We start from the raw sequence: 24,277 nt of genomic DNA on the forward strand, positions 1-24,277 counted from the left end.
AGCCATGCGCGAAGGCCTGAACCAGATGGATTTCGTGATTGCGGCCTACGCAATCGGAGTGGTCGGCACGCTGGCCATGGTTGTCTGGGCGTGGCTGGCCATGCGCAAGGCAGAAGCCCGCCGAGATGAAACGCGCCGGCATGAAACGCGCCACAATGAAGCGAGCCTAGATGAAACGAGACGGCCATGATCACCGGACTGAAGCCCAAGCACCAGCGGCTCATACTGGTGTTGATCGCGCTGATTGCGCTGATTGGCGCGGGTCTGCTTGCAGCGTCGGCCCTACGTAATCAGGCTAGCTATTTCTATGTGCCGACCCAGATGGCGGAAAAACCGCCAGCGCCCGGTCAGGCCGTGCGCCTGGGCGGTATGGTGCAGGAAGGGTCGCTGCAGACCTTGGCTGACGGAGTGACGACGACGTTTGTCGTGGGCGACGGCGAAGCCACCGTTCCTGTCCGGTTCGCAGGTATTCTGCCTGATCTTTTCGTCGAAGGGTCGGGCGTGGTCGCGGAAGGGCGGCTGGATGCCGGCGGCACATTTGTGGCGGACAATCTGCTGGCCAAGCATGATGAAAATTATGTCCCGCGCGAATTGCAGGAAATGACCGAACACCAGAAAAACCAGGTCGTTGCAGAAACGGAAATCGGGGCATGATCGCTGAACTCGGCTTGGCTGCCTTGTGGCTGGCCGCTGCCCTTGCGGCGCTGCAACTGGTGGCTGGCGCCTTTGCCCAGCGTGACGGCACGACCGAACTGGCCGGACTGGCGCGGCCCGCTGCGATCATTCAGGGTGTGCTTGCGGCTTTTTCCTTCCTCATGCTGCTGATACTTTTTGCGCAGACCGATCTGTCCGTGAAGCTGGTGGCGATGAATTCGCACTCCGCCAAACCGATGATTTTCAAATTGTCGGGCGCATTCGGCAATCACGAAGGCTCGATGCTGCTGTGGATTACGGTAATGGCGCTGGCAGGCGCGCTGATCGCGGCGGCGGAACGGCGTTTGCCCGAACGCACCATGATGGCGACCCTTGCCGCGCAAGCCTTTGTCGGCCTTGGTTTCTACGCCTTTCTGCTGTTCAGTTCCAACCCGTTTGAACGGCTGCCGCAGCCCGCGATGGAAGGAATGGGCCTCAATCCGCTGCTGCAGGATATCGGCCTCGTATTTCATCCGCCCACGCTCTACGTGGGTTATGTCGGTCTGTCGGTGGCGTTCAGCTTTGCTGTGGGCGCGTTGCTGACGCGCCAGGTGACGCCGGATTTCGCCCGCGCCATGCGGCCATGGGTGCTGGGCGCATGGATTTTCCTGACGCTGGGCATCACGGCAGGCAGTTACTGGGCCTATTACGAGCTTGGCTGGGGCGGCTGGTGGTTCTGGGACCCGGTCGAAAACGCATCTTTGATGCCGTGGCTGGCGGCCACAGCGCTGCTGCATTCCGCCAGCGTGCTGGCCGCGCGTGACGCCTTGCGCGCATGGACCATCATGCTGGGCGTGGTGGCATTTTCCATGTCGATGGTGGGCACATTCCTGGTTCGCTCCGGTATTCTGACCAGCGTCCACGCTTTTGCGGTTGATCCTGAGCGCGGGACGTTCATTCTGGTTCTGCTGTCGATTTACATTGGCGGCGCGCTGCTGCTGTTTGCCCTGCGCGCAGGGACTGTCAGCGAAGGTGAACGCTTTTCGGTCACCAGCCGTGAGGCAGCGCTGGTGTTCAACAATGTGATGCTCAGCGCGATTCTCGGCATTGTGCTTCTGGGCACCCTTTACCCGCTGCTGACCGAGGCGTTTGACGTGCGCGTGTCGGTTGGGCCGCCTTATTTCAATCCGGTCGGGGCCATTTTCGTGGTGCCGATGCTGATGGTGATGGCCGTTGGGCCATTGCTGCGATGGCGGCAGGACAATATCGTGCGGATCCGTCTTCCCATGCTGATCGCGGGCGGAGCGGCGCTGGCAGTATTGCTGCTGGTTACCGTCACCACCAACATTGGCATTCTGCCGCTGCTGGGGCTGGCGCTTTCGGCGGGCCTTGGGATTGCCAGTTTCATGCCGCTGCGGGGGCGCAAGCTGCGTTTGTTGCCGCTTGCGACATGGGGCATGGTAATCGCGCATTTTGGCATTGCTGTGGCCTTGTTTGGCATGGCGAGCGAATCTGCGTTTTCTGAAGAAACGCTCGCCGCGGTGGAAGTGGGGGATCAGGCAGAAATAGGCCCATGGCAGGTGGTGCTATCTGAAGTGCGGCCGACTGCCGGGCCGAACTGGACCGCGCTGGAAGGCCGTTTGCTGGTCAGTTACAAGGGCGGCACTTCCAAAGAAATCGACCCGCAATCGCGTAATTTCTGGGCGCCGCCGCAGGAAACCACCGAAAGCGCCCTGGTCACGCGGTGGAATGGGCAGCTTTACGCCGTGATTGGCCGCGAGGCTGGCGATGGCAGATGGCAATTGCGCCTCTGGTGGAAACCGTTTGTCACAATGATCTGGTATGGCGGCATTCTGATCGCGCTGGGCGGGGTGCTGGCCCTGATCGGGCGGCTGTTTGCGGATTTGAAGCGCCGTGCGGTCAAGCTGCGCGGGGCTGAACGGCGCGGGTTGAGCGTTCGGAATGTCGAACCACGGGACGCAGGGGCATGAAGCGCTGGATCCTTTGGGTGCCGCTGGCGATGTTTTTCGGCTTTTGCGCGCTTTTCGCCTATCATCTGGCGCGGCCCAAGACGGAATTTGTGGCCAGCACCATGATTGGCAGACCACTGCCGGAATTCAGCCTGAGAGCTGCTGTCGCTGACCGGCCGGCGCTTGCCACCGCAGATTTTCGCGATGGTAAGCCGCGTCTTTTCAACGTGTTTGCCAGCTGGTGCATTCCCTGTGCCGCAGAAGCCCCGCAGCTCGAAATGTTGCGCAGGCGCGGCGCGGACATTGTCGCTGTTGCCATTCGCGACCGGCCCGATGACGTGGCAGATTTTCTTTCGCGCTATGGCAATCCCTACAGCCGCATTGGCGCAGATGATCTTTCCGAAGTGCAGCTTGGCATCGGCTCATCCGGTGTGCCGGAAACCTTTGTCATCGATGGTGATGGGATGATCACCTATCAGCATATTGGCGATATCCGCGCCAGCGATGTGCCAGTTCTGTTGCAGAAGCTGGAGGAAGCGCGATGATGCATCTGCGCGGCCTCATGCTCGCCCTGTTGGCCCTGTGTGTGGCCGTGCCAGTGGCGGCGCAGGATTCGCTGCCACCAGCGCCCTACGCCTATAATCAGCTGTCCGACCCGCAACAGGAAGCGGCAGCACAGGCATTGATGCAGACGCTGCGCTGTCTGAAGTGCCAAAGCCAGTCGATTGCCGACAGCGATGCCCCCATGGCAGGTGACATGCGGCATCAGGTGCGAACACGCATCAGCATGGGCGAAGACCCGGAAGCCATCCGGGCCTGGCTGATTGATCGCTATGGTGATTACGTCAGCTATGCCCCCACCATCAGCGAGACGACATGGCCGCTGTTTGCCGTGCCGCTGCTGTTGATCCTTGTCGCCCTGATCGTTCTGTGGCGGCGTATCAGGAGGCGCGCATGATCTGGATACCTATCATTGCGCTGGCGGCAGCAGCTTTCGGCATGGCTGTATTTGCGACCAGACTTCCACGATCGGCATGGGCGCTGTTCGCTGCCGCCTTGATGTTCGGCATGGCCGGATATGCGCTGCAGGGTTCGCCCAGCATGGCTGGTGCGCCCAAATTGCCAACGGCGGATAATGGTGACGCAAACTTTGCCATGGTCGATGCGCGGCGGCAGATGTTTGATCCCAATTCGGTACCGAGCCGCTATGTGACGGTGGCGGATGGCTTTGCTCGCCGCGGCCAGTTTGAAGATGCGGCTGGCCTCTTGAGCGGTGCTGTCTCGCAAAACCCCAACGATGGCGAGGCATGGCTGGCGCTGGCCAATGCGCTGGTGGAACACGCCAATGGCACGCTGACGCCCGCGTCGCTTTACGCCTATGGGCAGGCCGAAAAAGTCCTGCCTGGCCACCCCGGTGCCCCCTATTTTCTGGGCGTGGCACTTATTCGATCGGGAAAGCCGGTTGATGCCCGCGAACTGTGGGCGCAGACCCTGGCGGAAACACCGCAGGATGCGCCCTGGCGGCCCCAACTTGAAGAACGCCTCGCCCGTCTTGATGAACTGCTGGACCAGATCGCGTCGCAGTAAACACCGCTCGAAGCAAGTTGTTGCGAGCGTCTGATCTTGCTGCTAATTGCCGCCGCCTTTGGTCGTGCCGCTTGAAAGGCTGCCTCGCGATGGTTTTGAATCGACGCCTCTCATGAGCCCTGCTGTTCCCCATGTAATCAGGCCGCCTGATGGTGCTGGTGGCGGCCATCACGCATCCACCACCAAACTGGCGGTGGGCGCGATTGGCATTGTGTTTGGCGACATCGGCACCAGCCCTCTTTATGCATTTCGTGAAACCTTCGTCGGGCCGCATCCGCTGGCGCTCGATACACTGCATGTGTTCGGCGTTGTCAGCCTGATTTTCTGGTCAATGACGCTGGTGGTGTCGCTGCAATATGTGACCATCCTGATGCGCGCCGATAATAAGGGGCAGGGCGGCAGCCTGGCGCTTGTCGCGTTGATTTCCAGCAAGATTGGCAAGACCAAATATGGCTGGATCACCGTGCTGCTGGGCGTTTTTGCGACCTCGCTATTCTATGGCGACAGCATGATTACGCCTGCAATTTCGGTGCTTTCGGCGGTGGAAGGCCTGACCGTGGTGCAAGCCAGCCTGTCCAAATATGTCATACCCATTGCGCTGGTGCTGCTGGTGGCATTGTTCATGCTGCAAAAACGCGGAACGGCCAAGATTGGCGCGCTGTTTGCGCCAGTGATGATCGTCTATTTTACGGTGATTGCATTTCTGGGCCTGATCCAGATCTTCAATAATCCGCAGATACTATATGCTCTCAACCCCTGGTATGCCCTCCAGTTCTTCCTGACAGACGGAACGCTGGCGTTTCTGGCGCTGGGTTCGGTGGTGCTGGCTGTTACCGGGTCAGAAGCGTTATATTCCGATATGGGCCATTTCGGCAGAGGACCGCTGCGCCTTTCCTGGTTCGGGTTTGTCATGCCATGCCTGCTGCTGAATTATTTCGGGCAGGGCGCGATGATTGTCGGGCTGGATGATGCTGCCGCTGCTCAGGCCATCGAAAGCCCGTTCTATTTTCTTGCGCCTGAAATGTGGCGTCTCCCGCTGGTGATCCTTGCTACTTTCGCCACCTTCATCGCCAGTCAGGCGGTTATTTCGGGCGCATTCTCGATCACCCAGCAGGCGATGCAGCTCGGCTTCATCCCCCGCCTTTCCATCCGCCACACCAGCGAAACCGAAGCGGGCCAGATTTACATTCCCAGCATCAACTGGGCGTTGATGGTCGCTGTCATCGTGCTGGTACTGACGTTCCAGAACAGTTCCAGCCTGGCATCGGCCTATGGCATTGCGGTAACCGGCGCTGTCACCATTGATACGCTGCTTATGGCTGTGCTGCTGATGACGGTGTGGAAATGGAAATGGTGGTATGCGGTGCCGGTCGTGGTGGTGTTCCTGATCGTCGATGGCGCCTTCTTTGCTGCCAATCTGACCAAGGTTGCCGATGGCGGCTGGTTCCCGCTGTTAATCGGCGCGGTGGCGTTCACCCTGCTGACGACCTGGGCCCGGGGCCGCAAACTGATGCGGGAGCGGATGACGGAAGTGGCCCTGCCGATCGAAATTTTCGCCAAATCTGCCAATAACAGTGCGGTGCGCGTGTCCGGCACGGCCATCTTCATGGCATCCAGCACCGGCGGCGTGCCATCGGCGCTGCTGCATAATATCAAGCATAACAAGGTGCTGCACGAAAGGGTCGTCATCCTGACCGTGCAGATCGCCGAAATTCCCTATGTCGATCCTGAGTGCCGGTTCGAAATTCACCCCTTGGGTGACGGGTTCTTCCGCGCCATCATCCATTATGGTTTCATGGAAGAAACCGATGTGCCGGCAGCGCTGACGCAGATGGACATGTGCGGCGGCAAATTCGACATGATGCAGACCAGCTTCTTCCTGTCACGCCAGACGCTGCTGCCGTCAGAAAAGCCGGGAATGCCGATCTGGCGGGAAAAGATTTTTGCCTGGATGCTGCGCAATGCCGCGACAGCGATGGAGTTTTTCCGCTTGCCCACCAACCGTGTGGTGGAGTTGGGCAGCCAGGTTAAAATCTGACGGGTGCGGGGCGCTGCTTCATGGAAGCGGCGGCTGATTTGATCTGAAGCTCCCGCCGCCGCCCTGCTTTAAGCAGTGGGAGGCGGCGTGGTTTCTTCTTCTTCCAGGCCTTCGATACCCAGCCCATGTTTCAGCAGCATGGGTATCTGGGAGAAGGTAAACAGGAAGGTCAGCGGCATGAAGACCCAGATCTTGGCCCAAAGCCAGGTGTCGAAATTGCCATTTTCAAGATTATAGAAATAGCGCAGGCCTTCGTTGAGCGCGGCCAGCATCAGGAAGAAAATTCCCCAATTGCGTGACAGTTTCAACCAGCCCGCATCATCCAGCCCTTCGAAAGCTGCTTCCAGCAATACTTTGAGCAGGGCATTTCCGCGCATCCACCCGACAATCAGCGCGATGCCGAAGCCGATATAGATGACGGTAGGTTTGATTTGGATCAGGTCAGGATCGCGGAAATAGATTGTCAGGCTGCCAAACCCCACGATGAGGGCGGTGGACAGCCAAAGCATTGGCGAAACCTTGCCAAAGCGCCATTTTGAAAATGCGAGCGCCACAACCGCTGCGATCATGAAAGTCAGTGTGCCGCGGACAATGGCGCCGATTTCAGCGGCGATTTCGGGTTCTGCGGGCGCATAATATTTATACACGCCCAGAAATGCGACCAGCGGCCCATAATCGACCAGCACGTTCAGCCAGCCGGATTTGTGCTTTTTTGCAGGAACTGCGGATTGTTCGGTCATCAGGCAACCCCTGCAATAACGCGCGCCACAAGATCAGGATCGAACGGCCGCAAATCGTCTATCTTTTCGCCCACGCCAATTGCGTGAATGGGCAGGCCGAACTGTTCTGCTGCTGCCACCAGGACGCCGCCGCGTGCGGTGCCGTCCAGCTTGGTCATGATCAGGCCCGTAACACCTGCAACCTGTCTGAAAGTTTCGATTTGGGACAGCGCGTTCTGGCCATTGGTCGCATCCAGCACCAACACCACATCATGCGGCGCTTCCGGATTAAGCCGGCCAAGAACGCGGCGGATTTTCTCCAGTTCTTCCATCAGTTCCCGCTTGTTCTGCAAGCGGCCTGCGGTGTCCACGATCAGGGCGTCAATGCCCTGCTGCGTCGCTGCCTTGACCCCGTCAAACACCACGCTGGCTGGGTCGCCGCCTTCGGGCCCGCGCACCAGCGGCACATTTATGCGGTCTGCCCAGGTGGCCAATTGGCCGATAGCGGCCGCGCGGAATGTATCACCGGCCGCCAGCATCACGCTGTAATCATCTTCCTGAAACAGATGCGCCAGTTTTGCGATGGTAGTGGTTTTGCCGCTGCCGTTGACGCCAATCACCAGGATAACCTGCGGGCGGGGAAAAGCGGTGATCTCGAGCGGCTTTGCCACTGGCCTGAGGATGGCGGCAATTTCCTCCGCCACAGCTTCTTTAAGCTCGCGCTCTGTAATATTCAGGCCGAACCGCTTGTCAGACAGGCGCGTGCGGATGCGCGCGGCGGCGGCCGGGCCCAGATCGGAAACGATCAGTGCGTCTTCGACATTGTCCAGCGTGGCATCATCCAGCCGGGCGGTGCCGACAACGCCGGAAAGGTTGGAAGACAGACGCTCTGACGTCTTGCGGAAACCGCCGAAGACCCGGTCGGCCCAGCTCGTGTCGCTCATGTAAGCAGGCCCTTTTCATGTCCAGTAGGCGTAATGGTGAGGATGCTGCCGGCTGGCACACCGTCGGGCACTGCCACGCGCGCAAAATCCGGCGAATAGCCAGTGCCGTCTTTCTCGGCCAGAATTTCAAGCGGAGTGCCGACAAGCCCGTCCAGCCAGTTACCCCTGACGCGGGCAACTTCGGCGCGCAATTGCGCGGCACGCTGACGGATTATGGGCCGTTCAATCTGCGGCATCCGGGCCGCTGGCGTCTTGGGGCGGGGCGAATAGGGGAAAATGTGCCCATGCACGATGGACAGTTCTTCGATGATGGAAAAATTGGCCGCGTGCATGGCGTCTGTTTCGGTGGGGAAACCGGCCATCAGGTCTGCGCCCAGGGCCAGATCAGGCCGCGCGCTGCGCAATCGGGTGACCAGTTTTACCGCATCAGCCCGCAAATGGCGGCGTTTCATCCGTTTCAGGATCATGTCATCGCCATGTTGCAAGGACAAATGCAGATGCGGCATCACCCGCGTTTCAGTGATGAACAGCTCGGCCAGCAGGGGGTCAATTTCCACCCCGTCCAGCGATGACATGCGCAGCCGTTTCAACTGCGGAAATTCTTGCAGGATCGCTGCCACCAGCGTGCCCAATGCAGGGGCGCCGGGCAGATCATGCCCCCATGATGTGACGTCGACCCCGGTCAGCACAATTTCTGGCGCACCGCGGTCCATAAAGCGCGAAATCTCGCCCAGCACCTGCGCGATCGACAGGGAGCGGCTGGGTCCGCGCCCCTGCGGAATGACGCAGAATGTGCAGGCATGGTCGCAGCCATTCTGGACCGCGACAAATGCGCGCGTATGTCCGGACAGGACCGGCGGCGCACTGGCCGGCACATTCCATGCCCGCGTGTCCAGCTTGCGCGTGTTGGGGATGATGCCGTCCACTTCGGGCATGGCAGACAGGGCTTCGCGTTCGATATCGGCAGCGCAGCCTGTCACCAGCAAGCGCGCTTCGGGCCGTTCCTTGCGGGCACGGCGAATGGCCTGGCGCGTCTGGCGGACAGCTTCTGACGTGACCGCGCAGCTATTGACGACGATGACGTTGCTTTCGCCGCCAAGCATGGCGCGGATCTGTTCGCTTTCGGAAAGGTTGAGCCGGCAGCCAAGCGAAATGACCTGCGGCGCATCGGGCCGGGGCATCACGCGTAATCACCCCAGTCAAAAGTGCCGCGAAACGATTCGGTGGCAGGTCCGGTCATGATGATATGGCCGTGTTCGTCCCATTCGATGGTCAGCGTGCCGCCGGGCAGCGTGACTTCCACTTCGCGTTCCACCATCCCGCGGCGCATGGCGGCAATGGCCGTGGCGCAGGCACCAGTGCCGCAGGCGCGAGTGATGCCGGCACCGCGTTCCCACACCCGCAGCCGGATCGAATTCCGATCGTTAACGGTGGCGACATTCACGTTGATACGTTCGGGAAACAGCGCATCATGCTCGATCTGCGGGCCGAGATTTTCCAGCGGTACAGCATCGCAATTGTCAGTGAAGAAAATGACATGCGGATTGCCCACATTGACCGCGCTTGGCTGGTCCAGCCCATCCCAGCCGACCGGCATGGCCAGCGTATCCATGGCATAGGCCAGCGGGATCTGGTCCCATTCGAAATGCGGCGTGCCCATGTCTATTCGCGCGCCGTGACCCACAGGTTCGACATGGATGATGCCGCCGCTGGTTTCGACCATGGCTTCTGCCCCGTGCAGCAGGGCGACCGCACGCGAGGCATTGCCGCATGCTTCCACTTCGCCGCCATCTGCATTGAATATCCGCATGGCAAAATCTGCCCGGGTCGAAGTTTCCAGCACGATCAGCTGGTCACAGCCGATCCCGGTATGGCGATCAGACAGGGCGGCCACCACTGCACTGCCAATGGGCGGCAATGTGGCATTGCGGCCATCAAGCACAATGAAGTCATTGCCGAGGCCGTGCATCTTGGTGAAGGGGACACGCATGGTCTGGCGCATCTATGCGTCCCGGGGCTGAACGTCCAGTGGCGGCGGAACCTTAGCGGGCCTGCCTCGCCGTAAGGTCGCCTTGGGCAGAGGCATTGCTGGCCGCGGATTTCGGCGTTTCATACGATGCATCCGTGCCTGCCAGCCTGTTGAGCGCGGTCAGCCGCTGCTGCACCTGCGCTGACGTTTCGGGTTGGCCGTAATGGTATCCCTGCCCCTTCAATGGTCCCATTTCCCGCAGCAATTCCAGAATATGCGCGTCTTCGATGCCTTCTGCCGTGATGGGCAACCGCAAGCCATCGCCCAGGGAGACGATGGCATTGATAAGCTGCGATCCGGCTTCGGGTGATTCTGCGGACAGCGAGCCGACAAAGCTGCGATCGATTTTCAGCCGGTCAAACGGCAATGTCTTGAGCTGTGACAGGCTGGCATATCCGGTGCCAAAATCATCCAGGCTGATCTGCACGCCCTGATTACGCAGGCTGGTAATCATGGTTCGCACCAAAGCGATATTTTCGTGGAGGCAGCTTTCGGTGATTTCTATTTCAAGCCGTTGCGGGGGGAAATTATGCTTCACAAGCTGCTTCAGCAGTTTCTGTGCAAACCACTGGTCGCGCAGCTGCACTGGTGAAATATTCACCGACAGGGTAATTGACGGGTCCCATTGTTTGGCATCTTCCAGCGCGATGTCGATCAGCTGTTCGGACAATGTGCAGATGATGCCCATATCTTCGGCCACTGGGATGAAAATGTCCGGCTTAACCAGCCCAAGCTGCGGCGAATTCCACCGTGCCAGCATTTCAAAACCGACCAGTTCACCGGTATCAAGATCGATCTGCTGTTCATAATAGGGCACAAATTCGCCCTGCTGAACACCGCGGCGGATGCCCGTTTCCAGTTCGTTGCGGAAACGCAGCTCGTTTTCCATCGAGCGTTCGAACCAGAAATGACGGTTCTTGCCCTGTTTCTTGGCGTGATACATGGCGATATCGGCATGATGCATCAGCGCTTGAGCATCCGTGGCGCCAGCACTCTGTGACGCTTGATTCACGCTGGATGAAATGCCGACCGACACAGTAATGGTGATTTCATGATCGCCAATAATGATGGGCCGCGATGCTTCGGTGATCAGCCGTTCGGCAACCACATCGATACGATCATGGAAGTTTTCGGCATAACTGACGACAGCGGCAAATTCATCTCCGCCCAGCCGCGCCAGAAGGCTGCCTTTGGGAAGAACAGCGGCAATCCGGTCGGCAGTCGCTTTCAGCACCTGATCGCCGATCTGGTGGCCGTTGAAGTCGTTGACCTGCTTGAAATTATCGAGATCGACCATCAGAAACGCCGTTGATGTCTGACCGAGGATGGATTGGGCCAGCATGGCATCTGTTTCAGTGGTGATACTGCGCCGGTTCAGGCAATTTGTCAGCGTGTCGGTTTCAGCCAGCATTCGGGCTGTTTCTTCCGCCAGCCGCCGCTGTTCCAGTTCTGCCAGCAATTCACGGTAACGGCGCCAGCCAAAAATGATCAGCGCGATATTTAGCAGCAAGGCATTGGTCAGCATGGCATCCGGGCCAGGGCCATTGCCCAGCCAGCTGCGCACTATTTGCGGCAGAACGCCACTGCCCGTGCCGACAAACATGAGAACAGCAGCCACCGCAATACCCAGGGCCACGACATCCTTGCCCGCACCAGTGCGTGATTTTTCTTCAATCAAAGTGCGTTTGCCCATTGCTTGCCGCGCCAAAACCGGCTGCGCCCCCAATTTTTCAACGCTGTATTAATGCAATATTCTCCTGAAGATCAGGTTAATTCACTAATCGTGGCCATTTGCTGATCCTGTTGTTGATCCGCTTGGCGTTCCGGAGGTGAGGCGGTGGATAAACGGCCGCGTGCGCGCTATGCCGCGCGCCTGTCGAGATTATTGGAGTGTATGAATGCCGCGGTATTGGCTGATGAAATCGGAACCGAATGTTTATAGCTGGGACGATCTTGTGAAAGAAGGTGAGGGCACGTGGGACGGCGTCCGCAATCACCGCGCCAAGAACAATCTGATGGCGATGGAAGTGGGCGACCAGGTCTTTTTCTACCACTCCAATATCGGCCTGGAGATCGTCGGCATTGCCGAAGTCAGCGAAGCGGGCATTACCGATCCGACCGACCCGGAGGGCAAATGGGCAGCAGTCCGCATCAAGCCGAAAGCCAAACTGCCCGCCACTGTGACGTTGAAGCAGGCCAAGGCGGAACCGCGCCTGGCAGAGATGGAACTGGTGAAACTGATGCGCCTGTCGGTCAGCGAAGTGACGCCAGATGAATGGTCAATCGTATTGTCGATGGCTGGTGTTTGAAGACACACCGGAGCAGTTTGAGATCGGGGCAACAACGCCTTTCGCGGCCATTCGATCCGGCGCCATGCGGCAGGGCGTTGCCAAAACGCGACCATCTAAGATGTTGAAAAACTTTGCTAAAGTTTGGGCCAATTGGGGAACAAACACCGGTTGCTGTCCGTTAAGCTATCATACGAACCAGGAATGATCCTGAGTTTCCGACATAAACACAAAGGACACTGACATGGGTGAATTTACAGAAAAAGCCAAAGGCGCCGCTAACGAAGTTGCTGGCAACACCAAGCAGGTCGTAGGCGATGCAACCAACAATGCTTCGCTCAAGAGCGAAGGCCATGCCCAGGAAACCAAGGGCGAAGCACAGAATTTGAAGGGTGAAGTCGAAGGAAAGCTTGGCAACAAGGTCTGACCATTACTCGCCCTTAAAATAACGAAACAGGCCGCCTTGAAAAAGGCGGCCTTTTTTGTGTCTGCTGAACATCACGATGAAGAAACAGGCTTAATGTCCCGAAGTGTGACGGCGGCAATTAGGCAGGAGCGATTTGGTTACCAATTCGTTAATACCCCATGATGCGTAGATCACTGGTCCTCACCGATGAAACCGCCAGGCACCCTTTCCTGGCTTCCCTTCCGCCACATGTGCGCAATGGAATGGAACCTGTCTGCCGACGAACTGGCTGGGCAATATCCCGTGAAGACGTGCGCGCCTTTGCGGGCGCATATTTTTCCTGTCTCATAGCGGTGGCCATTTTTATCGCCTGACCGTTGGCGGTCCGGGGTGGCAAGTCGGGCCGCCACAATGGCCGCTAAACTTTCAGCGCCTGCTGCTCTGCCAGAAACAGTTTGCGACCAAGCCAGGCAGAAACCAGACACATCGCCGCGCTCAACAGCAATTGGTCTGTCACCGATATGCCGGCAACGCTGAGGCTTACTGCCATGACCGAGCCGACAACCATTGCACCTGAATTGACGATATTATTGGCAGCGATGGTTCTGGCAGTCTGCGATTTAGGCACGAAAGTCGTCAGGAACGCATAAAGCGGCACCACGAACATGCCGCCAGCCACCGCAATACCCAGAAGGCTGAGCAGCAAAGGCACTGCCAATGGCTGGCTGATAAATGTGCCGACATCCATCAGACCTTCGCCCGCATGGTAGCCCCACGCCCTGCAAACGATATAAAATGCCACTACAAACAGCCCCATCACGATGACGGACACCGGCGAATAGCGGGCAGACACGCGCCCTTTCAGCAATGCGTTGATCGAGATGGAGCCAATGGCGACACCGATCGAAAAAATCACCAGAAACAGGCTGGCGACTTCCTTGCTAGCCAACAGGACGTTCTTCGCCAGCGGAGGGAACTGGATGAACAGCACAGCGCCAATGGTCCAGAAAAAGCTGATGGACATGATGGCCAGAAAAACGCGGTTGTCATGCATGGTGTTGCGCACCAGCACGACCGAGGAACGCAGCAGGTTCCAGTCGAGCGGTTCAGCCGCCACTTCGGGCGGGGCAGGCGGCACATGCCGGCCGGCGAGATAACCGACAACGGCGGTAAGGAAAACGCCCACTGCTGCCACTTCAATCGGGATCCAGCCTGCCAGAATGGTGCCCACCAGAATTGCGATATAGGTGCCCGCTTCGACCAGACCGGTGCCGGCCAGCACTTCGCCTTCATGCAGATGCTGGGGCAGGATGGCATATTTGATCGGGCCGAAAAATGTCGAATGTACGCCCATTGCAAACAGTGCAGTCAGCATGAGGGGAATGGCGAAACTTTCGGTCGCCATGCCGCGCCATGCCAGAAACAGTCCGGTGCCGCCCACAATCATGATGCCAATTTCGCAGGCTTTCACGATCCGGATGATCTTCGCTTTGTCGCGCATATCAGCCAGTTGTCCGGCCAGTGCCGACAGCAGAAAGAACGGCAGAATGAACAGCCCGGATGCAATCGCGCTGAACTGTGCTTCGGCTTCTTCCGAATTATAGATGCTGTAAACGACGAACAGCACCATCGCATTCTTGTAAAGATTGTCGTTGAATGCGCCGAGCAGCTGGGTGACAAACAGGGGCAGAAAGCGCCTGCTGCGTAAAAGATGCGTTGTTGTGGTCATGCGTCCTTGCCAGCAACCCTTGGGACAGCCGCTCTATAGCAATACCTTTCGCGAACAAGGCCTAAGGCATTCGCGCATAGTGGGCTTTTGTGCAGCGGTAATGCGCGCTAAGGAAGGTGCCTATGATGAGCCTGCCAAATATCCTCACGATCTCGCGGATCGTCACCATTCCCTTGTTGGCCTTCCTTTTATGGTGGCCAGACTGGCGGCTGGGTTATGCGCTTGCCTATGGTCTGTACTGTCTGATGGGCATCACGGATTATTTCGATGGCTATCTTGCCCGCACCAGCGGGACAGTTTCAAAACTTGGCCAGTTCCTCGATCCGATCGCTGACAAGTTGATGATTGCAGCGGTAATTCTGGTGCTGACTGCACAGGGTTTTCTGCGCGGGCCATATGTGGGCGATATGCATGTGATTGCCGGGCTGATCATTCTGATGCGCGAAATTGCGGTATCCGGCTTGCGCGAATTTCTGGGCGGATTGCAGGTTTCCGTGCCGGTCAGCAAACTGGCCAAATGGAAAACAACCTTGCAGCTGGTCGCTCTGGGCGGCCTGATTCTCGGCGGCGCAGTGCATGGGCCGCCCTGTGCATCGCTGGCGGAAAATTGCGGGACGTTGGCCAATAGCTGGATTCACCTCGTCAGCCTCGCCAGCCTGTGGGGCGCAGCGGCCCTCACGGTGATTACCGGGTGGGACTATCTGCGCGTTGGCCTCAAGCACATGGATTGAGGCGGCGCGAAGAATTGCGCTGCCGTGGTTTCAGCCGGCGCGCAATTCTTCTGCCAGCAACCGGAATTCATCTGCCCGCGGAGAATTCTTGCGCCAGATGAGCGCAATTTCACGCGAAGCATTTTCAGAATTCAGCGGCCGTGCGACCACTTTGGTATTTTTCAGAATTCCCGCATCCAGCGCCATTTCGGGCAGCATTGTCAGGCCCAGGCCATTATCCACCATCTGCACCAGAGTATGCAGGCTGGTCCCGATCATGGTGGCGCTCGCCCGCATTTCCGGGCGGTTGCACGCAGCCAGCGCATGTTCCTTCATGCAGTGCCCATCTTCCAGCAGCAGCAAACGGCCCTGATCGATCATTTCCGGCTGGACAATATCGGGCGGGTCACGCGGATCGTTTTCGGGAAAGGCGATGAACAGCCTGTCGTCCGCTATATGTTCATAATCCACTTCGCCAGTGGCGAAAGGCAGGGCCAGCAGCACGCAATCCACACGTCCGTGATTGAGGGATTCCACTGCTGCATCGCTGGTTTCCTCGCGTAGGAACAGTTTCAGCTGCGGGCGTTCCTGCCGCAGGCGGGGGAGCATTTTGGGCAGCAGGAATGGCGCAATGGTGGGGATCACACTCATGCGCAATTCACCCGAAAGCGGCTTGCCCGATGCCTGTACCAGATCGGAAAGTTCTTCTGCTTCGCGCAGCAAACGATGTGCCTTTGCCACCACCTGGTTGCCCAGCGGGGTGAACCGCACCACGCGGCGGCTGCGTTCAACCAGCGTCACGCCCAACAGCGATTCCAGCTCGCGGATACCGGCAGAAAGCGTGGACTGGGACACGAAGCTGGCTTCTGCGGCCCGGCCGAAATGCCCGTGTTCGTGCAGGGCGACCAGATATTGAAGCTGCTTGATGGTGGGCAGATAGGTGCTCATTCTGCCGCTTGCTGGCCTGCGCCATTAACGTCATCGTCTGGCTGGATCGGGTCTTCTGGCGCTTCAGCCACGCCCTCGGTGTCGAAGTGGGTCATCGTCAGCTTGCCGTCTTTCACGGCAAAGGCCATGCGCCCTTCCACCAGTTCCAGCGCTTCCTTGCCAAACACATCATAGCGCCACCCTTCCAGGATGGGCAGCTTGCGTATTCCAGCGGCAAGGGCTTCCAACTCGTCAGATTTGGTGAGCAGGCGCGAGGCGATGTCGATTTCGCGGCAGCGTATCTTCAGCAGCAGTTTCAGCAAATCTGCCACCAGCGCGCCTTCTTTGCCCAGCGGTGCACCGCGTGTTGCCTTTTCGGGCATTTCATCCTTGGGCAGCGCTTCTGCATTTTCGATGACATTCATCAGGCGCTTGCCAATGTCATTGTCCTTCCACGAATTGGACAAACCCCGAACCTTGGCCAGATCCGCCTGTTTCTTGGGCGGGTGGCCTGCCACATCGGCCAGAGTTTCATCGCGCATGATGCGGCCACGCGGGATGTTCTTGTGTTGCGCTTCGCCTTCGCGCCATGCGGCAATGGCTTTCAGGCGGCCCAGCACCTGCGGGTTGCGGCCAGCCTGGCGGATGCGTTTCCAGGCAAGATCGGCATCGTTGCGGTAATTGGCCGGATCAGCCAGCTTTTCCATTTCCGCATTCAGCCACATGCCGCGGCCCGTCTTGATCAGCTTTTTAAGCATCATCGGGAATATCTTGGACAGATGAGTTACATCGCCAATCGCATATTCGATCTGCCGGTCGGTCAGCGGACGGCGACCCCAGTCGGTAAAGCGGGCCCCCTTGTCGACGGTGAAGCCGAGCCAGCTTTCGACCAGATTGCTATAGCCGATCTGTTCGGACTGGCTGATGGCCATCATCGCGATTTGCGTATCGAAAATGGGGTGGGGCGTCTTGCCGGTCAGATTGTAGATGATTTCCACATCCTGCCCGCCTGCGTGGAAGACTTTCAGCACGTCTTCATTATCGCACATCAGTTCCAGCAACGGCGCCAGGTCAATGCCATCTGCCATCGGGTCAATCGCAGCAGCTTCCACGTCATTGGCGATCTGCACCAGGCACAGCTCAGGGTAATAGGTATTTTCGCGCATGAATTCGGTGTCGACCGTGACGAAGTCGGATTTGGCAAGCCTTTCACACAGATCGGCCAGGGCTTCGGTGGTCGTAATCAGATCATGTATTTTCATGTCGTTTTTCTTTATGTGGGCGGAGTACCGCCACTCGGGCCCGATTGCCCAGATTGATGATGGGGCCCACACAGCTTGACAAAGCCATGTTGTTCCCCTGTTACGCCGCGCATCCGCAAGGGGGCGCGCGGCACCCGAAATGCTCAGGCGCCCTTAGCGTCATAGCCCCGAATTTGGAAAGATTTTAGATGCACGCCTACCGTACCCACAATTGCGCAGCCCTGAGCACCGAAAATGTCGGCGAAACAGTGCGCCTGTCCGGCTGGATTCATCGCAAGCGCGATCATGGCGGCGTGCTGTTTGTGGATTTGCGTGACCATTACGGCCTGACACAGATTGTGGCGGATGAAGATTCGCCTGCGCTCAAGTTGCTCGAAGGTCTGCGAGTCGAAAGCGTTGTCACCATCGATGGCGACGTGAAGGCGCGGGCTGAAGGAACGGTCAACGCCAACCTCCCGACCGGCGGCGTTGAAGTCTATGCCCGCTCTGTCACAGTGCAAAGCAAGGCTGACGAACTGCCGATGCCGGTTGCAGGGGAACAGGAATATCCGGAAGATATCCGCCTGAAAAACCGTTTTCTCGATCTGCGGCGCGACAAGGTGCACAGCAGCATCATGCTGCGCAGCAATGTCATTGCGTCGCTGCGCAAGCGCATGGTGGGGCAGGGGTTCTTTGAAATCCAGACGCCGATCCTGTCGGCATCCAGCCCAGAAGGCGCGCGCGATTTTCTGGTGCCAAGCCGGATGCACCACGGCAAATTTTACGCGCTTCCGCAGGCGCCGCAGATGTTCAAGCAATTGCTGATGGTGTCCGGTTTCGACCGGTATTTCCAAATTGCACCCTGTTTCCGCGATGAAGATTTGCGTGCCGACCGCAGCTTGGAATTCTACCAGCTCGACCTGGAAATGAGCTTTGTTACCCAAGACGATGTGTTCGACGCGCTGGAGCCTGTTCTGGCCGGTGTGTTCGAAGAATTCTCAGGCGGCAAAACTGTTACGCCAGCGGGCGAATTTCCGCGCATTCCCTATGCCGAGACGATGCTGAAATATGGCAGCGACAAGCCGGATTTGCGTAACCCGCTGATCATTTCCGATGTCACCAGCCATTTTGAGAAATCAGGCTTTGGCCTGTTTGAGAAGATCGTCGGCAGCGGCGGTATCGTGCGGGCCATTCCTGCGCCGGAAACGCAGGACAAGAGCCGCAAGTTCTTCGATGACATGAACAACTGGGCGCGCGGCGAAGGTTTTGCCGGGCTCGGCTATGTCACCCGCAAGGGCGGCGAATTTGGCGGGCCGATTGCCAAGAACCATGGGCCTGAGCTGATGGCGCAGCTGTATGACGAGCTTGGCCTTGGCGAAAATGACGGACTGTTCTTTGCTGCCGGCAAACAGAAGGAAGCGGTCAAGCTGGCAGGCGCAGCGCGCACCCGCGTCGCTGAAGAGCTGGGCTTGATCGAGCAAGGCTGCTTCAAATTCTGCTGGATCGTCGATTTCCCGATGTTCGAATATGACGAAGAGGCGAAAAAGGTCGATTTTAGCCATAACCCCTTTTCCATGCCGCAGGGCGAAATGGATGCGCTGGAAAACAAGGACCCGCTGGATATTCTGGCGTGGCAGTATGACATTGTCTGCAACGGCTATGAACTGTCGTCCGGCGCGATCCGGAACCACCGGCCTGACATCATGTATAAGGCGTTTGAAATTGCCGGTTATTCGCAGGCCGATGTTGATGCCAATTTCTCCGGCATGATCAATGCGTTCAAATATGGCGCGCCCCCGCATGGCGGTTCGGCGCCGGGTATTGACCGGATCGTGATGCTGCTGGCTGATGAACCCAACATCCGCGAAGTGATTGCATTCCCGCTCAACCAGAAGGGTGAAGACCTTATGATGGGCGCGCCCAGCGTCGTCAGCCCCGCGCAATTGAAGGAACTGGCTATCCGTTTGGTGGAAAAACCGAAACCTGCAATGGCGGCAGAAACCACCCGTACCGACACTGCCGGTAATTAATGGGCGGTGATTAACCGCCGGTGATTAAGTGCGTGTTGGCGTAAGCTGTTTTTACGCACGCACTTGCCAGCGCCCGCCCTGTTCAGTAGGGCGTTGAGAAAGTTTGAAACCCCCAATTTCGAGAGGGAAAATATGTCCGATACTGCTGATCGCGTTTCCAAGATTGTTGTCGAACACCTCGGTGTTGAAGCTGACAAGGTCACTCAGGAAGCCAGCTTCATTGATGATCTTGGCGCAGACAGTCTCGATATTGTCGAGCTGGTGATGGCATTCGAAGAAGAATTCGGTGTCGAAATCCCTGACGATGCGGCTGAAAAGATCACCACCGTTGGTGATGCCACGAAGTACATCGAAGAGCACAAGGGCTAATAAGCCATCCCGCCGTGCTCGTCTGACAGCCAGTCAATGGGCAGTCGGCGGGACTGAACAGGCTCGACCTCCTTCGGGGGCCGGGCCTGTTGCATTTTTACGGAGAGTTGCATGCGCCGTGTGGTGGTAACCGGTTTGGGTCTCGTAACCCCGCTTGGGGCCGATGTTGAAACAACCTGGGCGAATATTCTCGCTTCGAAAAGCGGCGCGGGCCTGATTACCAGGTTCGATGCGTCCGACCAGAAGTGCAAGATTGCCTGCGAAGTTAAACCTGCCGACCATGAATATGGGTTTGATCCTGACAAGCGTGTGGATCACAAGGTTCAGCGCCAGGTCGATCCGTTCATCATCTACGGCATTGATGCCGCGGGGCAGGCATTGGAAGATGCTGGCCTCGAAGATATGTCGGACGAGCTGAAGCTGCGCGCTGGCTGTTCTATCGGTTCAGGTATCGGCGGCCTTCCGGGCATCGAAAGCGAATCCATCGTGCTGCACGAACGCGGCCCCGGCAGGGTCAGCCCGCACTTTGTACATGGCCGACTCATCAACCTGATTTCCGGCCAGGTTTCGATCAAATACGGCCTGATGGGGCCGAATCACGCAGTCGTCACGGCATGTTCCACCGGCGCGCATTCAATTGGCGATGCGGCCCGGATGATCCGTGACGATGATGCCGACATCATGCTGGCAGGCGGGGCGGAAGGCACCATTTGCCCGCTGGGCGTGGCCGGTTTTGCACAGGCCCGCGCTCTCAACATGTCCTATAATGACCGGCCCGAACAAGCCAGCCGCCCTTATGACAAGGACCGCGATGGTTTCGTGATGGGCGAGGGCGCCGGTGTCGTGGTGCTTGAAGAATATGAACACGCCAAGGCGCGCGGCGCGAAGATTTACGCCGAAGTCGTCGGCTATGGCCTGTCGGGCGATGCCTATCACGTCACGGCGCCTCATCCAGAAGGCTTTGGCGCTTATCGTGCCATGGAAATGGCACTGAAAAAGGCCGGCATGACGCCGTCCGATATCGACTACATCAACGCCCATGGCACTTCCACCATGGCGGACACGATCGAGCTGGGTTCAGTCAAGCGCCTGTTTGGCGATGCCATTGGCAATGTTTCGATGAGCTCGACCAAATCTGCCATCGGCCATTTGCTGGGCGGTGCAGGCGCTGTTGAGTCCATCTTCTGCATTCTGGCCCTGCGCGATCAGATCGTGCCTCCGACGCTCAATCTGGACAATCCCGATGACGGCACCGAAGGGGTCGATCTGGTTCCCCATGTGGCCAAAAAGCGCGAAGTGCGTGCGGTGCTCAACAACAGCTTCGGCTTTGGCGGCACCAATGCAAGTCTGGTCATGAAGAAGGCTGACTGACATGGTCCGGCGCGGCTGTCTTTTCATTGCCGCGCTGGCTGTGCTGGCATTCATCGGCATCGCGGTGTTCGCGTCGGGCTGGTATGGTTCGGCGCAGGTGGAGGAAGACACATCCTTCATAGTTCCATCTGGCTCATCGCTCACCAGTGTTGCAGGCATTCTTGAAGAAAAAGGGCTCATCAGTTCTGCTGATGCGTTTCTGCTGCGTGCCAAGATTCTCGGCTCGGGCGCGCCGATCAAGGCGGGTGAATTTCTGATCCCCGCTGGCGCCAGCCCCGCGACCATTCTCGACACTTTCCAGAACGGGGATGTGATCCGCCGCTTTGTCACCGTGCCCGAAGGGATGCCGTCGGTGATGGTGTACGAACGGCTGATGGCAGAACCGCTGCTGAAAGGCGAGATTTCCGTGCCGGAAGAAGGCACAATCCTGCCGGACAGCTATGACTTCGAGCGCGGCGAAAGCCGCAAATCCGTGGTCGCGCGCATGCAGGCAGCCATGGCTGACACGGTCAGGGAATTATGGGCCAAACGCGCCAGTAACATTGCCGTAAAAACGCCGCGTGAAGCTGTCATTCTGGCATCCATTGTGGAAAAGGAAACCGGCGTTGCCTCCGAACGCCGAATGGTCGCGGGCCTGTATTCCAACCGCGTGAAACAGGGCATGATGCTGCAGGCAGACCCGACCATCATCTATCCCATTACCAAGGGCAAGCCGCTTGGCCGCCGCATTCTCCAGTCGGAAATTTCGGCGGTGAATGGCTATAATACCTATTCCATGGTCGGTCTGCCGATTGGCCCGATTACCAATCCGGGGCGCGAATCCATCGCCGCAGTGCTCAACCCTGCAAAGACGAGCGCGCTGTATATGGTGGCCGATGGCAAGGGCGGGCATGAGTTCGGCGATACGCTGGAACAGCATAATGCCAACGTGCAAAAATGGTATGCGCTGCGCCGTCAGCGCGGAGAAATGTGACCGGAGCGGCTGACGATGCGCCGTTCATCGTAACCGCGCAATTGCCTGCAGACATGGCAAAATGGGCGACTGCGCTGCGCGACGCGCATTTTCCGCTAGCCCGCAATTACCTGAAAGCCCATGTCACCTTGTTTCATGCGCTGCCTGCATCCTACGCAGACGAAATTCGCACTATCTTGAAGCAGGAAACAGCGCAGGCAGCCGATGCCCAATGCGACCTGGTGGGCCTGATGTCACTGGGCGGCGGAACTGCCCTGAAGCTGGTCAGCCCGCAGTTGATGGACATTCGTGACAGGCTCGCCGACCGATTTCATGGTTTGCTGACGGGGCAGGACAGCCATCGGCCGCGTTTGCACATAACCATCCAGAACAAGGTCACGTCCGGTGCGGCAAAGGCATTGCAGCAGCAGCTAGCAGACACGATCAGACCACAAAGTTTCTGTTTTTCAGGGCTGGAATTGCACATCTACCGGGGCGGCCCATGGGAGTTTGTGCGAGAATTCAAATTTCGCCGGTCCAATCGGTCTTTTCGCAGTTGACCGCTGGAAAATGCGGCCCTAAACGCGCCGCCTTGCCCGGTTGTTTTTCCGCATTTGGAAGCATCCGGTTGCCCTTTGGGGCGGAGTAGCTCAGCTGGTTAGAGCAGCGGAATCATAATCCGCGTGTCGGGGGTTCGAGTCCCTCCTCCGCTACCATTTTTCAGTCATTCGTCGGAAAGCAGCTCTCTCAGGCGGTGCGTCACGGCGCGCAGGATGCAGCGCTGGCCGGTTTGCGAAGGTCTAAGTTGGCAGGGATTGCTCAGATGGGGTTGGCTTGTGTCGCACGGCGGCACGGGCTTTATCCGGGGTCAGCGATAAGGTCTGGCGTCAGCGATCAGCGAAAGCGAACGGTGCCTGTCCCCGGTGATAATCATCGGGCAGCAATTGGCGGCCGATGGGCGGGGCGGAACGTGTTGTGCAGTCGATCCGCTGGCACAAGCGGCAAGTCACGCCGATGGGCGTTGCATCATCAGCTGACAATTCTGGCTGGTTTCTTGTGTAGATCAGCCGGTGGGCATGCTGCGCTGCACAGCCCAATGCAACAGCGCGTTCGACCCGGGGAATGCCGAAGCCGCCGCCACCCGAAGTCACGGTGCGGGCAATCGAAAAGAACCGGTTGCCATCGGGCAGTTCGAGCCATTGGGTCAGAATTTCGCGCGGCTCCGAGAACGTGCGGTGTACATTCCACAAGGGGCAGCCACCCCCGTGGCGGGCAAAGGGAAAGCCCGCGCCATCCAGCCTTTTGGACACATTGCCGGCACGGTCCAGCCGGATGAAGAAAAACGGCACACGTTCCTGCCCCGGCTTTTGCAAGGTTGTCAGCCGGTGCGCCACTTGTTCAAAACTGGTGCCGAATGACCGGGCGAGCGCTTCGACATCATAGCCCTTGGCATCGGCCGCGCGGGCAAAGGCATCATACGGCATCACGATGGCTGCGGCGGCGTAGCTGGCAAGGGCACGGCGCAGCAATGGCAAGCCTGCTTCGCTGATGGCGGCGGCATCTTTGATGACGGTTTCTATCGCGCTGCGTAGTTCGATATAGGCCAGCTGAATGGCTATCTGAAAATTCTGACTGGCAGTATCCAGCCCGTCATCCAGCCAGATTTCGTCCCGATGCCGGTCAAACCGCCGCAGCGTATCGCCCATCACATCCGACGGCACCATGCGCAGGCGCAGACCATGTCTGATCTTCAGATGGCTGGCCAAGCCGCCAGTGTCCGCAGCCTTGGCCGCAATGGCTTCTGCAGCTTCATCAAGCGCGGGAAAACAATTGCGCCGCGCAGCCAGAAACCGCTGCACTTCTGCAACCGGATCGGCGACGGCATCCTGGCTGGTGCCAGCGCCCATATCCGCCAGCTCCAGCTGGCGTTCGGCCCATGCCGTATGCAGGCGCAGGATTGCTTCGCTGATCCCGGGGAAATTCATCGCCACATCGGAAATTTCCAGTGCCCGCAAATCAATATCGGCAAACAGGGGGTCTTTCAGCACTGCTGACAAGCGGGCCTGGTAATCCGAACTGTCATCCATCGTCAGGTCAGACAGGTCGAGCGAGTAGGTGCGGGCAAGACGCAGCAATATGTCAGCGGTAAGTGGCCGCTGGTTGCGTTCCATCAACGCGACATAGGAAGGCGAAATCTCGAGGTCGGACGCCACCTGAGCCTGGGTGAGGCCCAATTCACGCCGCAGGCGGCGAAGGCGAGGGCCAAGATAGACAGAGCGCGGAGTAGCCATGCGCCGTAATTACAGTAGTTGTGTAGATATTACAACTGTACAA

Annotated in this window: 24 protein-coding genes and 1 tRNA gene; 16 read left to right on the forward strand and 9 right to left on the reverse strand. The window is 58.3% G+C overall.

The window, feature by feature from the left end; all coding sequences use genetic code 11:
* The first annotated feature begins 4 nt into the window (after nt 1-4).
* The 7 genes from GRI44_RS03545 (at nt 5) to GRI44_RS03575 (ending at nt 6,228) form a co-directional block, all read left to right on the forward strand.
* Nucleotides 5-190 (forward strand): hypothetical protein, encoded by a 186-nt coding sequence (locus GRI44_RS03545; protein ID WP_160600061.1) that lies wholly within the window; start codon nt 5-7, stop codon nt 188-190.
* Nucleotides 187-654, forward strand: coding sequence for a cytochrome c maturation protein CcmE (gene ccmE, locus GRI44_RS03550; RefSeq protein ID WP_160600062.1), 468 nt, complete (start codon nt 187-189; stop codon nt 652-654). The genes GRI44_RS03545 and ccmE overlap by 4 nt, the downstream gene beginning before the upstream one ends.
* Complete coding sequence (locus GRI44_RS03555) at nt 651-2,624, forward strand: heme lyase CcmF/NrfE family subunit (RefSeq protein WP_160600063.1); 1,974 nt, start codon at nt 651-653, stop codon at nt 2,622-2,624. Before ccmE ends, GRI44_RS03555 begins: the two co-directional genes overlap by 4 nt.
* Nucleotides 2,621-3,148: a DsbE family thiol:disulfide interchange protein gene (locus GRI44_RS03560; RefSeq protein ID WP_160600064.1), complete on the forward strand. Its 528-nt coding sequence runs from the start codon at nt 2,621-2,623 to the stop codon at nt 3,146-3,148. The genes GRI44_RS03555 and GRI44_RS03560 overlap by 4 nt, the downstream gene beginning before the upstream one ends.
* Entirely contained in the window at nt 3,145-3,561 is a 417-nt protein-coding gene (locus GRI44_RS03565) for a cytochrome c-type biogenesis protein (RefSeq protein WP_160600065.1), read from the forward strand. The genes GRI44_RS03560 and GRI44_RS03565 overlap by 4 nt, the downstream gene beginning before the upstream one ends.
* Complete coding sequence (locus GRI44_RS03570) at nt 3,558-4,190, forward strand: tetratricopeptide repeat protein (protein ID WP_160600066.1); 633 nt, start codon at nt 3,558-3,560, stop codon at nt 4,188-4,190. The genes GRI44_RS03565 and GRI44_RS03570 overlap by 4 nt, the downstream gene beginning before the upstream one ends.
* A gap of 112 nt (nt 4,191-4,302) precedes the next feature.
* Nucleotides 4,303-6,228 (forward strand): potassium transporter Kup, encoded by a 1,926-nt coding sequence (locus GRI44_RS03575; RefSeq protein WP_202386123.1) that lies wholly within the window; start codon nt 4,303-4,305, stop codon nt 6,226-6,228.
* 68 nt (nt 6,229-6,296) lie between these two features.
* On the opposite strand, the gene GRI44_RS03580 is transcribed toward GRI44_RS03575, so the two are convergent.
* From GRI44_RS03580 to GRI44_RS03600, 5 genes are read right to left on the reverse strand one after another with little or no spacing between them, the layout of a single operon-like run.
* Entirely contained in the window at nt 6,297-6,968 is a 672-nt protein-coding gene (locus GRI44_RS03580; protein ID WP_160600068.1) for an inner membrane-spanning protein YciB, read from the reverse strand.
* Complete coding sequence (ftsY, locus tag GRI44_RS03585) at nt 6,968-7,891, reverse strand: signal recognition particle-docking protein FtsY (protein ID WP_160600069.1); 924 nt, start codon at nt 7,889-7,891, stop codon at nt 6,968-6,970. Before ftsY ends, GRI44_RS03580 begins: the two co-directional genes overlap by 1 nt.
* The gene (locus GRI44_RS03590) at nt 7,888-9,072 is read right to left on the reverse strand and encodes a MiaB/RimO family radical SAM methylthiotransferase (protein WP_160600070.1); all 1,185 of its coding nucleotides are present in this window, start codon (nt 9,070-9,072) and stop codon (nt 7,888-7,890) included. The genes ftsY and GRI44_RS03590 overlap by 4 nt, the downstream gene beginning before the upstream one ends.
* Nucleotides 9,072-9,881: a diaminopimelate epimerase gene (gene dapF, locus GRI44_RS03595; RefSeq protein ID WP_160601234.1), complete on the reverse strand. Its 810-nt coding sequence runs from the start codon at nt 9,879-9,881 to the stop codon at nt 9,072-9,074. Before dapF ends, GRI44_RS03590 begins: the two co-directional genes overlap by 1 nt.
* 52 nt (nt 9,882-9,933) lie before the next feature.
* A complete protein-coding gene (locus GRI44_RS03600) occupies nt 9,934-11,613 on the reverse strand; it encodes a putative bifunctional diguanylate cyclase/phosphodiesterase (protein WP_160600071.1) in 1,680 nt (559 codons plus the stop codon).
* Between the two features lie 205 nt (nt 11,614-11,818).
* On the opposite strand from GRI44_RS03600, the gene GRI44_RS03605 reads away from it, so the two are divergent.
* Together GRI44_RS03605 and GRI44_RS03610 are read left to right on the forward strand one after the other, a co-directional pair.
* Nucleotides 11,819-12,229 (forward strand): EVE domain-containing protein, encoded by a 411-nt coding sequence (locus GRI44_RS03605; RefSeq protein ID WP_160600072.1) that lies wholly within the window; start codon nt 11,819-11,821, stop codon nt 12,227-12,229.
* 223 nt (nt 12,230-12,452) lie between these two features.
* A complete protein-coding gene (locus tag GRI44_RS03610) occupies nt 12,453-12,635 on the forward strand; it encodes a CsbD family protein (protein ID WP_160600073.1) in 183 nt (60 codons plus the stop codon).
* A gap of 397 nt (nt 12,636-13,032) precedes the next feature.
* On the opposite strand, the gene GRI44_RS03615 is transcribed toward GRI44_RS03610, so the two are convergent.
* Nucleotides 13,033-14,343 carry an MFS transporter gene (locus tag GRI44_RS03615; RefSeq protein ID WP_160600074.1) on the reverse strand — a complete coding sequence of 437 codons (1,311 nt, stop codon included), beginning with the start codon at nt 14,341-14,343 and terminating at the stop codon, nt 13,033-13,035.
* Nucleotides 14,344-14,465: 122 nt separating this feature from the next.
* On the opposite strand from GRI44_RS03615, the gene pgsA reads away from it, so the two are divergent.
* Complete coding sequence (pgsA, locus tag GRI44_RS03620; protein ID WP_160600075.1) at nt 14,466-15,074, forward strand: CDP-diacylglycerol--glycerol-3-phosphate 3-phosphatidyltransferase; 609 nt, start codon at nt 14,466-14,468, stop codon at nt 15,072-15,074.
* A gap of 30 nt (nt 15,075-15,104) precedes the next feature.
* Here pgsA and GRI44_RS03625 read toward each other — a convergent pair whose 3' ends face one another.
* A complete protein-coding gene (locus tag GRI44_RS03625; protein ID WP_160600076.1) occupies nt 15,105-16,001 on the reverse strand; it encodes a hydrogen peroxide-inducible genes activator in 897 nt (298 codons plus the stop codon).
* Nucleotides 15,998-17,242 (reverse strand): ribonuclease D, encoded by a 1,245-nt coding sequence (gene rnd, locus GRI44_RS03630; RefSeq protein ID WP_160600077.1) that lies wholly within the window; start codon nt 17,240-17,242, stop codon nt 15,998-16,000. The genes GRI44_RS03625 and rnd overlap by 4 nt, the downstream gene beginning before the upstream one ends.
* Before the next feature lie 188 nt (nt 17,243-17,430).
* Here rnd and aspS point away from each other — a divergent pair, with 188 nt between their 5' ends.
* The 6 genes from aspS (at nt 17,431) to GRI44_RS03660 (ending at nt 22,659) form a co-directional block, all read left to right on the forward strand.
* Nucleotides 17,431-19,251, forward strand: a complete 1,821-nt coding sequence (gene aspS / locus GRI44_RS03635; RefSeq protein WP_160600078.1) for an aspartate--tRNA ligase — start codon at nt 17,431-17,433, stop codon at nt 19,249-19,251.
* A 132-nt stretch (nt 19,252-19,383) separates the two neighbouring features.
* Nucleotides 19,384-19,620, forward strand: coding sequence for an acyl carrier protein (locus GRI44_RS03640; RefSeq protein ID WP_160601236.1), 237 nt, complete (start codon nt 19,384-19,386; stop codon nt 19,618-19,620).
* Nucleotides 19,621-19,731: 111 nt separating this feature from the next.
* Complete coding sequence (fabF, locus tag GRI44_RS03645) at nt 19,732-20,991, forward strand: beta-ketoacyl-ACP synthase II (RefSeq protein WP_160600079.1); 1,260 nt, start codon at nt 19,732-19,734, stop codon at nt 20,989-20,991.
* A gap of 1 nt (nt 20,992) precedes the next feature.
* A complete protein-coding gene (mltG, locus tag GRI44_RS03650) occupies nt 20,993-21,964 on the forward strand; it encodes an endolytic transglycosylase MltG (RefSeq protein ID WP_160600080.1) in 972 nt (323 codons plus the stop codon).
* Nucleotides 21,961-22,503, forward strand: coding sequence for a 2'-5' RNA ligase family protein (locus GRI44_RS03655; protein WP_332872342.1), 543 nt, complete (start codon nt 21,961-21,963; stop codon nt 22,501-22,503). Before mltG ends, GRI44_RS03655 begins: the two co-directional genes overlap by 4 nt.
* A 79-nt stretch (nt 22,504-22,582) precedes the next feature.
* A tRNA-Met gene (locus GRI44_RS03660) sits at nt 22,583-22,659 on the forward strand.
* A gap of 171 nt (nt 22,660-22,830) precedes the next feature.
* On the opposite strand, the gene GRI44_RS03665 is transcribed toward GRI44_RS03660, so the two are convergent.
* Nucleotides 22,831-24,234, reverse strand: a complete 1,404-nt coding sequence (locus GRI44_RS03665) for a helix-turn-helix domain-containing protein (protein WP_160600082.1) — start codon at nt 24,232-24,234, stop codon at nt 22,831-22,833.
* Nucleotides 24,235-24,277 lie beyond the last annotated feature (43 nt).

This window comes from Allopontixanthobacter confluentis (genome assembly GCF_009827615.1).
Lineage (GTDB): Bacteria > Pseudomonadota > Alphaproteobacteria > Sphingomonadales > Sphingomonadaceae > Allopontixanthobacter > Allopontixanthobacter confluentis.

Coding starts and splice junctions, on each gene's coding strand:
- GRI44_RS03545 (WP_160600061.1), top strand. CDS start 5: ATGCGCGAAGGCCTGAACCAGATGGATTTCGTGATTGCGGCCTACGCA.
- ccmE (WP_160600062.1), top strand. CDS start 187: ATGATCACCGGACTGAAGCCCAAGCACCAGCGGCTCATACTGGTGTTG.
- GRI44_RS03555 (WP_160600063.1), top strand. CDS start 651: ATGATCGCTGAACTCGGCTTGGCTGCCTTGTGGCTGGCCGCTGCCCTT.
- GRI44_RS03560 (WP_160600064.1), top strand. CDS start 2,621: ATGAAGCGCTGGATCCTTTGGGTGCCGCTGGCGATGTTTTTCGGCTTT.
- GRI44_RS03565 (WP_160600065.1), top strand. CDS start 3,145: ATGATGCATCTGCGCGGCCTCATGCTCGCCCTGTTGGCCCTGTGTGTG.
- GRI44_RS03570 (WP_160600066.1), top strand. CDS start 3,558: ATGATCTGGATACCTATCATTGCGCTGGCGGCAGCAGCTTTCGGCATG.
- GRI44_RS03575 (WP_202386123.1), top strand. CDS start 4,303: ATGAGCCCTGCTGTTCCCCATGTAATCAGGCCGCCTGATGGTGCTGGT.
- GRI44_RS03580 (WP_160600068.1), bottom strand. CDS start 6,968: ATGACCGAACAATCCGCAGTTCCTGCAAAAAAGCACAAATCCGGCTGG.
- ftsY (WP_160600069.1), bottom strand. CDS start 7,891: ATGAGCGACACGAGCTGGGCCGACCGGGTCTTCGGCGGTTTCCGCAAG.
- GRI44_RS03590 (WP_160600070.1), bottom strand. CDS start 9,072: ATGCCCCGGCCCGATGCGCCGCAGGTCATTTCGCTTGGCTGCCGGCTC.
- dapF (WP_160601234.1), bottom strand. CDS start 9,881: ATGCGTGTCCCCTTCACCAAGATGCACGGCCTCGGCAATGACTTCATT.
- GRI44_RS03600 (WP_160600071.1), bottom strand. CDS start 11,613: ATGGGCAAACGCACTTTGATTGAAGAAAAATCACGCACTGGTGCGGGC.
- GRI44_RS03605 (WP_160600072.1), top strand. CDS start 11,819: ATGCCGCGGTATTGGCTGATGAAATCGGAACCGAATGTTTATAGCTGG.
- GRI44_RS03610 (WP_160600073.1), top strand. CDS start 12,453: ATGGGTGAATTTACAGAAAAAGCCAAAGGCGCCGCTAACGAAGTTGCT.
- GRI44_RS03615 (WP_160600074.1), bottom strand. CDS start 14,343: ATGACCACAACAACGCATCTTTTACGCAGCAGGCGCTTTCTGCCCCTG.
- pgsA (WP_160600075.1), top strand. CDS start 14,466: ATGATGAGCCTGCCAAATATCCTCACGATCTCGCGGATCGTCACCATT.
- GRI44_RS03625 (WP_160600076.1), bottom strand. CDS start 16,001: ATGAGCACCTATCTGCCCACCATCAAGCAGCTTCAATATCTGGTCGCC.
- rnd (WP_160600077.1), bottom strand. CDS start 17,242: ATGAAAATACATGATCTGATTACGACCACCGAAGCCCTGGCCGATCTG.
- aspS (WP_160600078.1), top strand. CDS start 17,431: ATGCACGCCTACCGTACCCACAATTGCGCAGCCCTGAGCACCGAAAAT.
- GRI44_RS03640 (WP_160601236.1), top strand. CDS start 19,384: ATGTCCGATACTGCTGATCGCGTTTCCAAGATTGTTGTCGAACACCTC.
- fabF (WP_160600079.1), top strand. CDS start 19,732: ATGCGCCGTGTGGTGGTAACCGGTTTGGGTCTCGTAACCCCGCTTGGG.
- mltG (WP_160600080.1), top strand. CDS start 20,993: ATGGTCCGGCGCGGCTGTCTTTTCATTGCCGCGCTGGCTGTGCTGGCA.
- GRI44_RS03665 (WP_160600082.1), bottom strand. CDS start 24,234: ATGGCTACTCCGCGCTCTGTCTATCTTGGCCCTCGCCTTCGCCGCCTG.